Consider the following 14,577-nt stretch of genomic DNA (forward strand, 5'->3'; position numbering starts at 1 on the left):
ATGCCCCCCGGGGTATTCAGGGTTAAGAACATAGATCATGACGCCCGCTTCGCCAACGAGAAAACGGGAACAAAGGCGGAACTTTGAAAATCGCCCACAGAAAATACAGGCAGCGCCGGATCGTGTCTGGGGCCGCGCAATGAAATGACGCGCGTGCCTACCGATAGAGCAGCGATATTCCCTCGTGGAAGATGTGCACCTTGTCGGGCGTCGCGCCAAGTTTGACCGAATTGCCCCGCAGGTCGGCATGGATGCCGGGGAGCTTGCCGATGACCTGTTCCGCGGACCCCTGGCGTTCGAAGTAAAGCAGCGTCACCTCGCCCAATGCTTCGGTGATCTCGACTTTGCCTTCGAAGATGTAATCGCCATCGGTTTCGAGGAAATCCTCGGGACGTATGCCGACATTGACCTTGATCCCCATATCCGCGTCGTTGGTCGGGTAATCCGACACCGCCGTGCCGCCGCTTGCCATCTTCACGGTGGTTTGCCGCCCGGTGCCGATCACCTCGCCGGGGAGCAGGTTCATCGACGGCGAGCCGATGAACTGCGCGACGAATTCGCTGTTGGGCCGTTCGTACAATTCGAGCGGCGTGCCCACCTGGGCGATGCCCTTGTTGGCCAGAACCACGATGCGCGACGCCAGTGTCATCGCCTCGACCTGGTCATGTGTGACGTAGACCATCGTCGAGTCCGGCATCTGTTCCTTGAGTTGCGCGATCTCGATCCGGGTGGCGACCCGCAGGGCGGCATCGAGGTTCGAGAGCGGTTCATCGAACAGGTAGACCTTGGGATCGCGGACAATGGAGCGTCCGATGGCGACCCGCTGCCGCTGCCCGCCCGACAGCGCCTTGGGCAGACGGTCGAGGTACGGGTCGAGTTGCAACATCTTTGCCGCCCGGTCGACGGCGGCGTCGATCTCGGATTGCGGTTTCTTGGCGATCTTGAGCGCGAACTGCATGTTTTCGCGCACTGTCATGTGCGGATAAAGCGCGTAGGACTGGAACACCATTGCGATGCCGCGCAGTGCGGGCGGCATGTCGTTGACGACCTGCCCGTCAATCTCGAGCGTGCCGCCGGTGATCTGTTCCAGCCCCGCGATCATGCGCAGCAAGGTCGATTTCCCGCAGCCCGACGGGCCGACGAAGACAACCAGCTCGCCCTGCCGGATATCGAGGTTGATGTTGTTGAGCACGTTGATCGCGCCGCCATAGGTCTTTTCGACATCCGTCAGCTTCAAATTGGCCATGTCTGTCCCTCCCTTTTCCTGCGTGTCAGGACTTCGTTTCAAGCGCGAGGCAGGGCTGCCACGGGCCAAGATGCAATCTGCCATCCGCCTGCGGCCCGGCGCTTCCCAGCTCCAGCCCGATCTGGCTCCAGTGGCCGTCAGGCAGAGCCATGGTCGCGGGCTGATCGCTGAGGTTGAAGGCACAAAAGATCGTGGTGTCATTGTAACTGCGGAAGAAATGCAAAATGGGGCCGGTGCTTGCGACGCGCCCGTGATCGCCCTTGGCCAATGCGGGATGCGCATGGCGAAAGGCGATGGCGCGTCGGTAGTGGTGCAGAATCGCGGCCGGATCGGACTCTTGGTGGCCTACTGTCCGGGACAGGTGATCGTGGCTGACAGGCAACCAGGGCTGGCCGGTGGTGAAGTCACCGGTCTGGTTCGACGGCTCCCAGACCATCGGCGTGCGGCAGCCGTCGCGCCCCTTGAATTCGGGCCAGAATTCGATGCCATAGGGGTCTCGAAGATCGTCAAAGCCGACCTCTGCCTCGGGCAGGCCCAGTTCTTCGCCCTGGTACAGGCAGACCGACCCGCGCAGGCACATCATCAGGGTCGCGAACACGCGCTGTGCCGCCGGTGACAGGTTCCAGCGCGTCGCGTGGCGCGTTACGTCATGGTTGGAAAACGCCCAGCAGGCCCAGCCGTCCGAGGCTACATCGTCCACCTTCGCAAGCACGTCGACGAGACGCTCTGCGCTGGGCTCGACCCCGGACAGGAATTCGAAGGCATAGCACATGTGAACCCGGTTTTCGCCACGCGTGTAGTCGCCCATGATTTCCAGGCCGCGCTGCGCGTCGCCCACTTCGCCCACCGAAGTGGTGCCCCCGTATTCATCCAGCAGGGCGCGGAACCGTTCGAGAAACGCGAGGTTTTCCGGCTGGTTTTTCGAATAGAGGTGTTCCTGGTGGTTATAGGGGTTCACCGAGGGGGCGATATTGGCGTTGCGCCGGTCCTTGGGCAACGCGGGATTGTTGCGCAGATCCTTGTCGTGGAAATAGAAATTGATCGTGTCGAGCCGGAAGCCGTCGACACCGCGATCGAGCCAGAACCGCGTTGCATCCAAAAGCGCGTCCTGCACATCCGGGTTGTGAAAGTTCAGATCCGGCTGCGAGGTCAGGAAGTTGTGCAGGTAATACTGTTCGCGCCGCGCGTCCCAGTGCCAGGCCGGGCCGCCAAAGATCGACAGCCAGTTGTTCGGCGGCGTGCCGTCCGGCCGTGGATCGGACCAGACATACCAATCCGCCTTCGGATTGCTCCGGTCGGCACGGCTTTCCATGAACCACGGGTGCTGGTCCGAGGTGTGCGACAGCACAAGGTCGATCATCACGCGGATGCCCAGGCGGTGCGCCGTCTGGACCAGAACATCGAAATCCGCCAGTGACCCGAACATCGGATCGACATCGCAGTAATCGCTGACGTCATAGCCGAAATCCTTCATCGGCGAGGTGAAGAAGGGGCTGATCCAGATCGCATCGACACCCAGGGACGCCACGTAAGGCAGCCGGTCCGCGATCCCAAGAAGGTCGCCAATGCCGTCGCCGTTACTGTCCTGAAAGCTGCGCGGGTAGATCTGGTAGATCACCGCCCCGCGCCACCAGTCAGTGTCTATGGCGGGGCTTTCAGCGGCCAAAGTGTTTGCCACGGTCATTTTGGTTCGTTCCTTGCGTCGGCATTGTGCAATGCGGTTGTTGGTTTGGCCCCGCCACGATGGACGGGCGCACTCTCATTTCACAGATCCTGCCAGAAGACCGCGCACCAGGTATTTCTGCATCGCAAAGAACACCAGGAGCGGCACCGAGATCGACACGAAAGCGGCGGTGGCGAGAATTTCCCAATTGCCGCCCCGCGTGCCCAGAAGCTCGACGATCTGGTTCGTCATCACGGTCGTCTGCCCTGTCGCGTCGATCAGGAAGACCTTGGCGACCAGCAGATCGTTCCATGTCCACAGGAACTGGAAGATGGCAAAGCTGGCCAGCGCCGGGAACGACAGAGGCAGGATGATCTTTGTGAAGATCTGGAACTCGGTCGCCCCGTCCACACGGGCGTTTTCGATGATGTCGCGCGGCAGGCCGACCATGTAATTGCGCAAGAGATAGATCGCCAGCGGCAAGCCGAACCCGGTGTGGGCCAGCCATGTGCCCAGGTAGCCCTTCCCGATACCGATGCCGAGATGCAGCTTGAGCAGCGGGATCAGCGCCAGTTGAAGAGGCACCACCAGAAGGCCGACAACGATGGCGATCAACAGCGCCCTGCCCGCGAAATTCATCCAGGCCAGCGCATAGGCCGCGAATGCCGCCACGACGATGGGAATGATGGTGGCCGGGATCGTCACGGTCAGCGTGTTGAAGAACGCCTTGGCCATGCTGTCGGTCGCGTCGCCCGAAAACAGGACCTGTTGATAATTCTCCAGCGTGAAATCGGGCGGCAATTCGGCGGTCACGAAGACACGCTGCCCGCGCCGGCCCTCCATTTCGGTGGGGCTTTCCAGACGGTAGTCGCCGCCTTGCTCAACGGTGATCCGTTCGCCATCGCGCAGCTCGGCCGTATCGCCGGGGACATAGGCCGCGACATCGCGCGATGAGGTGCCCCAGGCCGACATCTCGATCCCCGGAGGCAGGTCTTCTCCGGTGTAGAGATTGCCCTCGATCACGTAGACACCCTCGATCAATGCCTGATCCTCCGGCGCCTTGGTGCGCATCACGAGGCTTTGTTCGGTCGGGAACAGCGCGTTCCACCAGCCCGAACTGGAAATCTGGTCGGCCGTGCGGAACGACGACACGAACAACCCGACGGTCGGGAACAGCCACAGCGCCACCAGCAAAAAGACCGAGATATGCACCGCCCATGTGAGGGAGGATTTGCTGCCTGCGATATTATCCATGATCCCTCTCCCTCAGCGCATTTCCCTGCGCGCGTTGCGCACGTTCCAGAAAAGGATCGGCGTCACCAGCAACATGATGACGATCGCGCTGGCCGAGCCGACCCCCCAGTCACGGGCCACGAAAAGCTGGCCAAACATGTAATTGGCCAGAACCTGGGTGCCCCATTGTCCGTTTGTCATCGCGAAGACAATGTCGAAAATCTTGAGAACCACCAGCGTGATCGTCGTCCAGACCACCACGATGGTGCCGGCGATCTGCGGCATCTTGATCTTGAAGAAAATCTGGAACGGGTTGGCCCCGTCGACGATGGCCGCCTCGATGGTTTCTTCGGGAATGCCGCGCAGCGCGGCGGACAGGATCACCATGGCAAAGCCCGTCTGGATCCAGATCAGCACGATCATCAGCAGGAAGCTGTTCCAGAACGGCGTTGTCAGCCATTGTTGCGGGTCATTGCCGGTCAGCCAGACATAGACCGCGTTCAGCACACCGATCTGTTCGGCACCGGGCGGGCGCGCGTCATAGACCAGTTTCCAGATCACCGCAGCGCCGACAAAGGAAATCGCCATCGGCATGAAGATCAGCGATTTGGCGATATTGCCCCAACGGATCCGGTCGGTCAGCTGTGCCGCCAGCAGGCCGAAGGCGGTGGACATCGCGGGTACGACGATGAGCCAGAGCATGTTGTTGATCAGCGCTTCCCAGAATTTCGGGTCCGACGACATCTGCGCATAATTGGCAAGGCCGACAAAATTATAGACGGTGGTGCCGTCTGACAGGGTCTGCCGTTCAGTCAGCGACAAGCGGATCGTCTCGAAAACCGGGTAAGCCAGGTAAAGCCCCAGCGCGAGAACTGCTGGAAGCAGGAACAGCCACGGGCGCACAAGGTTGGCGCGGTTGATGTTGCGGCCCGCGTTCGGACCCTTGGCGGGACATAGGACCTTGTCCAGAAACTGGTTCGAGAAATAGAAATAACCGAGACATCCGCCGACGCCTATGGCGATGGTCAAAAGACCTTGAAATGCGGGATTCATCTGTCTCTCCCAAAATGTTTGCGGATCCAGCCTGTGCCACTGGCGCGCCGCTCGACCGGGCTGGCCATGCAGCTTGACCCGTGTGGACCGCACGGTCGCCCGCACGGTCCAGCCCTGTCACGACACGCGTTTACTTGATCGCGTCCCAGCTATCCTGGATGTCGCTGGCCACTTCAGTGGCGTCCTTGCCGCCGGAATAATCGACCATGCCGGTCCAGAAGCTTCCAGCGCCCACGCCGCCCGGCATCAGGTCGGAGGCGTCGAAGCGGAAGGTGGTGGCGTCCAGAAGAATCCGGTTCATGTTGGCCGCCGCCTCGGTTGCGAAGTTGGACAGGTCGACACCGGTATGCGGCGTCAGAAACCCGCCATTCGCCATCCAGATTTCATGCGCGACGGGCGTCTGGAGGTATTCGATCAAGTCATGTGCCGCGTCATTTTCGTTGGTGATGGCCCAGAGTGTCCCGGCCCCCAGCACCGGCTGGCCAAGGTCTTTTTCCGCGTAAGCCGGGAAGTAAAAGAAATCGGCGTCCAGACCGACCTCGGTGCCATCCGGGAAAAACGCCGGGATGAACGACGCCTGGCGGTGCAAGTAGCACTGCGGCGGGGCATCGAAGAGCCCCTTCGGGCTGTCGCGGAAATCCGTCGAGGCCACGGCCCCGGCCCCGCCGGCAACATGTTCGTCGGTGCGCGCGAAATACCCGAACTCCTCGATCGCGCCAACGACGCGGGGATCGTCGAACGGGATCTCGTTGGACACCCATTGGTCATACACTTCTGGCGGCTGCGTGCGCAGCATCATGTCCTCGACCCAGTCGGTGGCGGGCCAGCCGGTTGCGCCACCCGAACCCAGGCCAATGCACCACGGCGTTTCGCCATCGGCCACCATCTGGTCCGTGAGCGCCTTGAGATCTTCCATCGTTTCGGGCACGTCATAGCCCGCGTCCTCGAAATTCTCGGGCGAATACCAGACCAGCGATTTCACATCGACCTTGTAAAAGAAGCCGTAGAGGTCCGCTTGCCCGTCGGGGCCGGCATAGGTGCCCAGATCGACCCAGGACTGGCCGGCGGCATAGTTTTCCTTGATCCAGTCGCCCGTCCCGTCCTTGAGCGGCGTCAGAAACCCGCGCGATGCAAGATCGGCTGCCAGACCCGGCTGCGGAAAGACCGCGATATTGGGGGCAGAGCCTGCCTCGGCATCGACCACGATCTGCTGCTCGAAACTGTCGGACCCGACATAGCTGACAGCGTGCCCCGATTTATCAGCGAAATCGGACAGGACCGCCTCGACCAGTTCCTGGTCCGGACCGAGCCAAGGACCGAACACTGTCAGGTCTTCGGCGCTGGCGGCACCGGCAAACACGGCTGCAATGGCGACGCCCGACGTGAGTGTCTGTTTCATGAATAACCTCCCGAGTTGCGCGTGTTGGCGCGAAATTCTCCAGTGCTTCAGAATCACTCCAAAGCGCTTTGGATACGTCACGCTCCCCGATTTGCCCTGACCTGTCAATCTGAACATACGCGGATAATTCCGTTTTTATTGCTGCTTTGCAGCAAGTTCACCCGCGCAAAAGGGCTTTTACAGGCCACCGATTTATGTCTAACTGAGGGCGAAAATTCAAAGCGCTTTGGGCAAATAACCGTGAATCTCAAACAACTCTCGAAGCATCTGAAACTATCCCAGACCACGGTGAGCCGTGCGTTGAACGGGTATCCAGAGGTCAGCGAACACACCCGAAACAGGATCTTGAAGGCTGCGCAGGACCTGAATTATCGCCCGAACACCCGGGCCAAGGGGCTGGCCACGGGACGTGCGCTTGCCATCGGCCATGTCATACCGGTGTCCAACCAGCACGAGATGGTCAATCCGGTCTTCGGCGATTTCATCGCCGGTGCCGGCGACAGCTATGCGCGCGCCGGCTATGACATGATCCTGACCCGCGTGCCCGACAACGAGGTTTCTCGGGTTTATCACGACATCAAGGCGCGCGGGAACGTGGACGGTATCATCGTTCACGGACCGGTGATCAACGACCCGCGCATTTCGCTGCTGTCGCGGATTGGCCTGCCCTTCGTGGTGCATGGGCGCTCGACGGATGTGAACCAGCCCTATTCCTGGATCGACGTGAACAATCGCGGCGCGTTCGAACGCGGGACGCAATTGCTGATCGAACTGGGCCACCGCCGGATCGCGCTTCTGAACGGCCTGGAGCATATGGATTTCGCATTCCGGCGCCGCACCGGTTACGAAAACGCCCTGCGCAACAATGCCCTGTCGGTAGAGCCGGACCTGATGCGCAGCGAAGAAATGACCGAGATTTTCGGCTACCGCAGCGCCCGGGACATGCTGGACCGCGAAGACAGACCCACGGCGTTCGTGTGTTCCTCGATCATCACCGCGATGGGGGTACGGCGCGCGGTACATGAAGCCGGGCTGGTGCTGGCCCGGGACGTGTCGATCGTCACCCATGACGACGCATTGAGCTATCTGGAAAACGGCGATGACGTGCCGATCTTCACCGCGCTGCGGTCATCGGTGCGTTCGGCCGGGTCGCTCGCGGCGGACATGCTGCTGTCGCTGATCGCCGCCCCGCAATCAGGACCAAGGACGCGGCTGCTGGAGGCGGAGCTGATCATCGGGCGCTCGACCGGCCCTGCTGCAACCTAAAGGACATTGCAATGTTGACCTTCTCACGGCAGGACTTTCCTGACGACTTCATCTTTGGCACCGCCACGTCCAGCTACCAGATCGAAGGCCACGCGTTCGGTGGCGCTGGCCGGACCCACTGGGACAGTTTCGCCGCCACACCGGGCAACGTGGTGCGTGCAGAGACCGGCGATCGGGCCTGCGATCACTACCAAAGGTTCGAGGCGGATCTCGATCTGGTCCAGGCAGCCGGGCTGGACGCCTACCGCTTTTCCACAAGCTGGGCGCGGGTGCTGCCCGAAGGGCGCGGCACCCCCAATCCCGAGGGACTGGATTTCTACGACCGGCTGACCGACGCGATGCTGCAGCGCGGCCTGAAGCCTTGCGCGACGCTTTATCACTGGGAACTGCCCGTGGCGCTGGCCGATCTGGGCGGCTGGCGCAACCCGGACATGCCCGAATGGTTTGCCGAATTCACCGAGGTGATCATGGGCCGCATCGGCGACCGGATGTTTTCCGTGGCCCCAATCAACGAGCCGTGGTGCGTCGGCTGGCTGTCGCATTTTCTGGGCCACCACGCGCCGGGCCTGCGTGACATCCGCGCAACGGCGCATGCGATGCATCATGTTCTCAAGGCGCATGGCACCGCCATCCAGGTGATGCGCGGGTTGGGCATGACCAACCTGGGCGGCGTGTTCAACATGGAGTGGGCCACCCCGGTGGATGACAGTGACGCGGCGCAGAAGGCGGCGGCGCTCTATGATGGATACTACAACCATTTCTTCCTGTCCGGCGTGTTCAAGGGCCGATACCCCGAAAACGTGATGGAGGGGTTGGAGCCACATATGCCCAAGGGCTGGCAGGATGATTTCGGCGTGATCCAGAGCCCGCTCGACTGGTGCGGGATCAACTATTACACCCGCAAGATCATCGCGCCGAATGACGGCCCCTGGCCCAGCCATGAAGAGGTCGAAGGCCCATTGCCCAAAACCTACATGGGCTGGGAGATTTACCCGGACGGCCTGTGCGATTTCCTGACCCGCACGGCGCGGGACTACACCGGCGACCTGCCGCTTTACGTGACCGAAAACGGCATGGCGGCCCCGGACGTGATCGAACGGGGCAGCGTGCAGGATCCGCACCGGATCGACTATCTCGACAGCCACGTTGCCGCGGTACAGCGCGCGATGGCCAAGGGGGCACCGGTCAAGGGCTATTTCATCTGGTCGCTGATGGACAATTACGAATGGGCGCTTGGGTATGACAAACGCTTCGGGCTGGTGCATGTGGATTTCGACACGCTGGACCGCACTCCCAAATCCTCGTATCACGCGCTGAAATCCGCGCTGACCGGGACCTGACATGACCACATCCTCGACCCTGACTGCCCTGGTCGCCGATCTTGGCGGCACCAATACCCGTGTCGCCCTGACCGACGGCGCCGCCGTGCGCAGCGACACGATCCGGCGCTTTCGGAATGCGGAACATCCCGATCTCCTGTCCGTGCTGCGCAGCTACCTTGAGCAGTTCGACGTGGTGCCGGATGCCGCCTGTGTCGCAATGGCAGGGCCGGTGCGCGACGGGGTGGGCGAATTGACCAATCTCAGCTGGACCATCGACCGCGCCTCGGTTTCGGCGGCGACCGGGGCCGGGACAGTTGCGGTTCTCAACGATCTGCAAGCGCAGGGACATGCGCTCGACGTGCTGCGACCCGAAGTGATCCGGACGGTTCTCCCCGGCCAACCCGCCGGCGACCGGGCCGCGCGACTGGTGATCGGCATCGGCACCGGGATGAACGCGGCGGCCGTTTACCGGCTGGGTGAACGCACGCTGGTGCCCCCCTCGGAAGCCGGGCACGTGTCACTGCCTGCGCAAACCGAGGATGAACTGCGCCTGTTGGAATGGATCGCGCGCAAACATGGCACCCCCGGGTTCGAGGATGTGTTGTCTGGGCGCGGCTTCGAACGCGTCTACGAATGGCTGTGCGACGCGGCGGGTATGGATGCCTCACTGGATGCCGGCGGGATCATGCAGGCGGTCAATGATGGCTCCAGCGAAATCGCGGAAGAGGCCGCGCGCGTGTTCATCCGCATGCTCGGCCGTGCCGCGGGGAACCTGACGCTGGTGCATTTGCCTTTCGGTGGCATCTACCTGTGTGGCGGCGTCGCCCGACATTTCGCACCGCATCTGCACCGGCTGGGCTTCCGCGCGGCGTTTCAGGACAAGGGTCGGTTCTCGGAGTTCATGGACCAGTTCCCGGTCCACCTGGTCGAAGATGATTACGCCGCCCTGTCGGGGTCTGCCGCGCATTTGCAAGAGCTGATCGGCTAGGGTCTGACCGGCGAACCGCAGGCGATGTCGCCGATGCGGATCCATGTCAGCCCAAGCGCGGCCATGCGATCCGCGTCTTCATCCCGGGTCTCGCGGCGCCAGTGTTTCGGGACACTGGCATGTGCCGCGCCTGCGTTTCACAGAATGACCCGATGCTCTTTCTGTCCCTTGGTGCCAGAGGGTGCCGCAAAGGTCATTCCATCGCTTTTTCCAGCGGGATCAAGCCCTTCTGCCGCGGTTGTGATGTAAAGCATTGACAGGTCAGCCCCGCCGAAGGCCGGACAACTGGCCTGCTCTCCCGGCACATCTATGGCGCGCAGGAACCCTCCGTCAGGGCCGTAGCAAGCCACCCGCGCGGCGCCCCATTGCGCCACCCAGAGGTTGCCATCCGCATCCACGACCGCGCCATCGGGGTTCAACCCTTCGGCGCTCAGATCGGTGAAAAGATCCGGCTTGCCGGCCGGGAACCCGTCGTCGTCCAGCGCCACGCGCAGGATCTTGCGCTTGACCGTGTCCGTATAGAACGCGTGTCGGTGGTCCGGGGCAAAACAAATCGCGTTGGAAATCGTGATCTTGTCGAAAAGCCTGGTCAGCGCACCGTCGTAATAGCGATAGATCGCCCCCGCCCCCGGCTCGGCGTTCTTGCCCATCGTCCCGATCCAGAACCCGCCCCACGGGTCGGCGCGGCCATCATTCGACCGGGTCACGGGATTGTCGAATTCGAGCGGATGCACAAAGCTGCTTTCGCCCGAGGCGGTGTCAAACACCGAAAGCGCGGTTTCGCTGGCGATCAGAAGCTGGCCGCTGTCGATCCAGCCTGCGGCGGACACGTATTCGTCGAAATCCCAGCTTTGTTCGTTGGTCCCGTCGCTGCGGTAAAGCCGTTTGCCGATGATATCGAACCAGTAGAGCACCTGTTCCACGGGGTGCCAGAGCGGCCCCTCGCCCAATGTGCATTTTGTCGAACTGAAAATCCTGGACATCAGGTGGATCCTTCGTCGTAGGCCGCGACGATGTCTTGCGCGCGGGCCGTGATATCGTCAACAGTAGCGCCCGGTTTGTAAAGCGCCGACCCGATGCCGAACCCGTCCACACCCGCCGCGAACCAGTCGGCAAAATTTACGGGGCCTGCGCCGCCCACCGCATAGGTCTCTGTGCCCTCGGGCAAAACCGCCTTGATCGCCTTGAGACCGTCCGGGCCGATCAGCGAACCGGGAAACAGCTTCAGACCATCGGCGCCGTTGCGCAAGGCGGTAAAGCACTCCGTTGGCGTCATAACGCCGGGATAGCTCTGCAGGCCCAGTTGCTTGGTCGCCACGATCACACGCGGGTTGCAATCGGGCGACACCACCATCCCCGCGCCGATCCTGTGCAGGCGCTGCACGTCGTCAGGGCTCAGGACCGTGCCGGCGCCGATCACGGCTGTCTGGCCAAAGGCATCGACCATCCGCTTGATCGACGTGAAGGGATCGGGCGAATTGAGCGGAACCTCTATCCGGTCGATACCGGCCTCCAGCAAGGCTTCGGTGATCGGCTCGGCCTCATCCGGTGTGATCCCGCGCAGGATTGCTATGATCTTGCGATTTTTCATGGTGTTTCCTGCCTGTTTGTCTTGAAGGCCGCCTTCAGCCCTTCCAGCGTCATGCGTTCTGTATTGGTGCGCTCCACCGGCAGTCCCTGCGCGGACAGCGCATCTGCGTAAGGTTTGCAAACCGCGTCCTCTCCGATCAGGGCGACATGCTGACCCAGCCAATAGGGCCTCGCAGCCGCAAGCTCCGCCCCGATCACAAGACCGGACAGGCGCGCGCGGGCAACATGCTGATCAAGGTCATTCAACAACCCTTCGGCCCGCAGGGAAAACAGCTTGGCCGCCATTTCCGCAGGGCGCGACAGCGTGTCGGCAACCGCCTGGGCAAAAGCATCCGCATCCCAGCCTTGGGCGGCCACGGAGTGGCGCAGAATCGATTGTGACGACAGCCAGCCGAACATCTCCCCGGTCATGAACGTGCGGAAGCTGACGATCTCGCCTGCGCTGATGTGCACCCACTTGCTGTGCGTTCCGGGCAGGCAGATCACGCCATCGAATTTCGGATTGAGCGCGAGAAAGCCCGCGATCTGGGTTTCCTCGCCGCGCATCACGTCCGCGGGATTGGTCTGCTTGACACCCGGCAGAATGTGCACGGACAAGCGCGGGTCGTTGGTCGAGACACGGGTCGCACGGTCTATGCCCGGCGGCGCGCAGGGTATGGCGACATATTTCGCCTCGGCCCACCCCTGCCGCGATCCAGCCATGCCGCAGACGATTATCGGGGTGTTTCCAGCACCCAGCATGTCGCCGGCAAGATCGAGCAATGCCGGTTCGAATCCGTCACGCGCGAGGCGGCCCATCCCGGCATCGCTGGTTTTGCGTGCCTCGACCGTGCCGCCCTTCGACATCCCCCAGACGCGCAGGTGGGACGTGCCCCAATCAACCGCCAGCCAATCGGTCATGCCGCCACTGCCTGGCCGGTGATCATGCGTTCGGCATTCAACAAACCCGGTTCCTCGAAATAATGAAATGTCGCGTGAGATGTCATTCGGGACGCCTTCTTCAGTCTCGCAAAATCATTGAACTTATCGCACTGCGCAGCCCAGGATTGGCCACGAGGCTTGGAATCTGCCGCGATTTCAGGTCAGTGTTTGGGTGCGGATCCCTCATGGCAGCGTGGTAGACGTGTTTCATGTCTTCATCAACCACCGCCCGGACAACCGACTTACGCGTCGAGCGGATCAAACATCCGGGCGATCACTTGCCTCACTTGCAGACCAAAGATGAGGCGCCTTCGCGCTGATAAGCGCTGAAGGCCGGGTTCTCTGTCGAAGGCCGTTTGCGGTCCACTTGCACACAGACGCCGGGCGGTCCTTCACTTCAAGGGCACAGACACCTTGAACTGCACCGTCTCAATGCCGGGATTTTCCGCGTAAAGGCTCGCGTTGGAGCGATGATCATAGCTCACCGCCAAGCGCCAGCCATTTCGGGTCTCGTAGCCCAGCTCCAGGCCGGAGCGGAATGCCACCGTCCCGCCCAGATCGAAACCGCCATTGTCGAAATAAAGCCCGGGCATGGCATGCAATTCGGCATAGGCCCCGGTCTGCCCAAGCGGCAATGAATATGTCGCACCGGCTCCGACCCATGTTTCGCCCTCTTCCGCGACAGACAGACCCGCAGCGGTGCCGAAGGGACCATAGGTGCGGCCAAGATCATAGCGCAGATACAGTTCCGCCGCCGGATCGGCCCGCCGTTCGAGGAACTCGCCGCCCGAAATTGAAAGCCGCGGCTTGCTGTCGGATGAGCCCAGACAGCCCGAGGCAGTGCCGCAATGGTTCATGCCCATGTCGGTCATGCCAAGAACGAACAGCAGTGCTGCGAAGGTTCCGTCTGCCATCAACTCCATCCCTTTGCTCTGACGCAGTAATTACCAACACTTGGGTCAAATCCAGTGCGAAGTCCAGCCAGACCTGATCCTCCTGTTGCGGCAGGTTCCTGCTGACCACCCTGTCTGCCCCGAAACGTGCAACACATTCTTCGTTTTTCACCCAAGGAGCACGCCTGGTAGGTGAGCAAACACAAACAGCCCGACCTGTCAGGGACGTGGTCCTCAACATGAGCAAGAAAGGACATCCACATGTTCAGGACATTACTGATCTCGACCATCGCCACACCGCTCTTCATGCACATGGCCATCGCCCAGGACCCGGAAAACGTGATTGTCGAAAACCAGGACACGGCGGAGGTCCGCGGTGACTGGGTGCTTGGCGCGAGGGTCTATACGCCCAGTGGTGAAATGATCGGCTCCATCGAGGATCTGATCCTGAATTCGGAAGAAGGCTTGGTCAACGCGGCTGTCGTCTCTGTCGGCGGTTTCCTCGGCTTCGGCGCAAAGGAAATCGCGGTCGAATGGTCGGAGCTGGAACTCAACTACGATGCCAACGAAGTCACGCTCGGAATCACCCGGGAAGAGGCCGAGGATGCGCCGGAATACAGCTTCCGCGAACGGGAGTCCGCACCAGCTCCCCAGGCTGACCCTGGAACCGGCGTCGGCACGGGCACCACCGGCACAACAGGAACCGGCGTCGGTACCACTGGCACCGGTAACTGACCGCTGGTTGCGTTGAATGCCCCGGTCCCAAAGCGGAGGCGGTGGACCAATGGTCCTGCCGTCTCGACGGTCCGTGCGAGTTTATTACCGGAAATGGATAGTCACCAAACCCAAGACAATGCATCAGAGAGATACTGTGGTTTTTACTAGGTTTGGCGGTGACCTACTCTCCCACGACTTGAGTCGCAGTACCATTGGCGCGGTGGCACTTAACGGCCGGGTTCGGAATGGGACCGGGTGTTTTGCTCACGCTATGACCACCAAACCG

13 protein-coding genes and 1 rRNA gene are annotated in these 14,577 nt (G+C 61.6%); 4 read left to right on the forward strand and 10 right to left on the reverse strand.

Annotated features, from left to right (window positions below; genetic code table 11):
* Positions 1 to 157: 157 nt before the first annotated feature.
* From LCF59_RS13475 to LCF59_RS13495, 5 genes are all read right to left on the reverse strand, one after another.
* Complete coding sequence (locus LCF59_RS13475) at positions 158 to 1,246, reverse strand: ABC transporter ATP-binding protein (protein ID WP_292288130.1); 1,089 nt, start codon at positions 1,244 to 1,246, stop codon at positions 158 to 160.
* A 25-nt stretch (positions 1,247 to 1,271) separates the two neighbouring features.
* Positions 1,272 to 2,930, reverse strand: coding sequence for an alpha-amylase family glycosyl hydrolase (locus LCF59_RS13480; RefSeq protein WP_292288131.1), 1,659 nt, complete (start codon positions 2,928 to 2,930; stop codon positions 1,272 to 1,274).
* 75 nt (positions 2,931 to 3,005) lie between these two features.
* The gene (locus LCF59_RS13485) at positions 3,006 to 4,163 is read right to left on the reverse strand and encodes a carbohydrate ABC transporter permease (RefSeq protein ID WP_292288132.1); all 1,158 of its coding nucleotides are present in this window, start codon (positions 4,161 to 4,163) and stop codon (positions 3,006 to 3,008) included.
* 12 nt (positions 4,164 to 4,175) lie between these two features.
* Positions 4,176 to 5,195: a carbohydrate ABC transporter permease gene (locus LCF59_RS13490; RefSeq protein WP_292288133.1), complete on the reverse strand. Its 1,020-nt coding sequence runs from the start codon at positions 5,193 to 5,195 to the stop codon at positions 4,176 to 4,178.
* 130 nt (positions 5,196 to 5,325) lie between these two features.
* Complete coding sequence (locus LCF59_RS13495; protein WP_292288134.1) at positions 5,326 to 6,594, reverse strand: ABC transporter substrate-binding protein; 1,269 nt, start codon at positions 6,592 to 6,594, stop codon at positions 5,326 to 5,328.
* 240 nt (positions 6,595 to 6,834) lie between these two features.
* Between LCF59_RS13495 and LCF59_RS13500 the strand changes: the two genes are divergently transcribed.
* Genes LCF59_RS13500 through LCF59_RS13510 form a run of 3 tightly spaced genes read left to right on the forward strand, consistent with a single transcriptional unit; the run spans position 6,835 to position 10,170 of the window.
* Positions 6,835 to 7,860, forward strand: a complete 1,026-nt coding sequence (locus LCF59_RS13500) for a substrate-binding domain-containing protein (RefSeq protein WP_292288135.1) — start codon at positions 6,835 to 6,837, stop codon at positions 7,858 to 7,860.
* An 11-nt stretch (positions 7,861 to 7,871) separates the two neighbouring features.
* Complete coding sequence (locus LCF59_RS13505; RefSeq protein ID WP_292288136.1) at positions 7,872 to 9,200, forward strand: GH1 family beta-glucosidase; 1,329 nt, start codon at positions 7,872 to 7,874, stop codon at positions 9,198 to 9,200.
* A gap of 1 nt (position 9,201) precedes the next feature.
* Complete coding sequence (locus LCF59_RS13510) at positions 9,202 to 10,170, forward strand: glucokinase (RefSeq protein WP_292288137.1); 969 nt, start codon at positions 9,202 to 9,204, stop codon at positions 10,168 to 10,170.
* Between the two features lie 137 nt (positions 10,171 to 10,307).
* Here the strand turns inward: LCF59_RS13510 and LCF59_RS13515 are convergent, their stop codons facing one another.
* From LCF59_RS13515 to LCF59_RS13530, 4 genes are all read right to left on the reverse strand, one after another.
* Positions 10,308 to 11,153, reverse strand: a complete 846-nt coding sequence (locus LCF59_RS13515) for an SMP-30/gluconolactonase/LRE family protein (RefSeq protein ID WP_292288138.1) — start codon at positions 11,151 to 11,153, stop codon at positions 10,308 to 10,310.
* Positions 11,153 to 11,761, reverse strand: coding sequence for a 2-dehydro-3-deoxy-6-phosphogalactonate aldolase (locus LCF59_RS13520; RefSeq protein ID WP_292288139.1), 609 nt, complete (start codon positions 11,759 to 11,761; stop codon positions 11,153 to 11,155). The genes LCF59_RS13515 and LCF59_RS13520 overlap by 1 nt, the downstream gene beginning before the upstream one ends.
* On the reverse strand, positions 11,758 to 12,660 hold the full coding sequence (locus LCF59_RS13525; protein ID WP_292288140.1) for a 2-dehydro-3-deoxygalactonokinase: 903 nt from the start codon (positions 12,658 to 12,660) through the stop codon (positions 11,758 to 11,760). Before LCF59_RS13525 ends, LCF59_RS13520 begins: the two co-directional genes overlap by 4 nt.
* A 413-nt stretch (positions 12,661 to 13,073) precedes the next feature.
* A complete protein-coding gene (locus LCF59_RS13530) occupies positions 13,074 to 13,595 on the reverse strand; it encodes an acyloxyacyl hydrolase (RefSeq protein ID WP_292288141.1) in 522 nt (173 codons plus the stop codon).
* Positions 13,596 to 13,835: 240 nt separating this feature from the next.
* Between LCF59_RS13530 and LCF59_RS13535 the strand changes: the two genes are divergently transcribed.
* Entirely contained in the window at positions 13,836 to 14,309 is a 474-nt protein-coding gene (locus LCF59_RS13535) for a PRC-barrel domain-containing protein (RefSeq protein WP_292288142.1), read from the forward strand.
* A 150-nt stretch (positions 14,310 to 14,459) separates the two neighbouring features.
* Here the strand turns inward: LCF59_RS13535 and rrf are convergent.
* Positions 14,460 to 14,574: ribosomal RNA gene (gene rrf / locus LCF59_RS13540) — 5S ribosomal RNA — on the reverse strand.
* Positions 14,575 to 14,577 lie beyond the last annotated feature (3 nt).

This window comes from Marivita sp. (assembly GCF_020055675.1).
Classification (GTDB): domain Bacteria; phylum Pseudomonadota; class Alphaproteobacteria; order Rhodobacterales; family Rhodobacteraceae; genus Marivita.

Coding starts and splice junctions, on each gene's coding strand:
- LCF59_RS13475 (WP_292288130.1), bottom strand. CDS start 1,246: ATGGCCAATTTGAAGCTGACGGATGTCGAAAAGACCTATGGCGGCGCG.
- LCF59_RS13480 (WP_292288131.1), bottom strand. CDS start 2,930: ATGACCGTGGCAAACACTTTGGCCGCTGAAAGCCCCGCCATAGACACT.
- LCF59_RS13485 (WP_292288132.1), bottom strand. CDS start 4,163: ATGGATAATATCGCAGGCAGCAAATCCTCCCTCACATGGGCGGTGCAT.
- LCF59_RS13490 (WP_292288133.1), bottom strand. CDS start 5,195: ATGAATCCCGCATTTCAAGGTCTTTTGACCATCGCCATAGGCGTCGGC.
- LCF59_RS13495 (WP_292288134.1), bottom strand. CDS start 6,594: ATGAAACAGACACTCACGTCGGGCGTCGCCATTGCAGCCGTGTTTGCC.
- LCF59_RS13505 (WP_292288136.1), top strand. CDS start 7,872: ATGTTGACCTTCTCACGGCAGGACTTTCCTGACGACTTCATCTTTGGC.
- LCF59_RS13510 (WP_292288137.1), top strand. CDS start 9,202: ATGACCACATCCTCGACCCTGACTGCCCTGGTCGCCGATCTTGGCGGC.
- LCF59_RS13515 (WP_292288138.1), bottom strand. CDS start 11,153: ATGTCCAGGATTTTCAGTTCGACAAAATGCACATTGGGCGAGGGGCCG.
- LCF59_RS13520 (WP_292288139.1), bottom strand. CDS start 11,761: ATGAAAAATCGCAAGATCATAGCAATCCTGCGCGGGATCACACCGGAT.
- LCF59_RS13525 (WP_292288140.1), bottom strand. CDS start 12,660: ATGACCGATTGGCTGGCGGTTGATTGGGGCACGTCCCACCTGCGCGTC.
- LCF59_RS13530 (WP_292288141.1), bottom strand. CDS start 13,595: ATGGCAGACGGAACCTTCGCAGCACTGCTGTTCGTTCTTGGCATGACC.
- LCF59_RS13535 (WP_292288142.1), top strand. CDS start 13,836: ATGTTCAGGACATTACTGATCTCGACCATCGCCACACCGCTCTTCATG.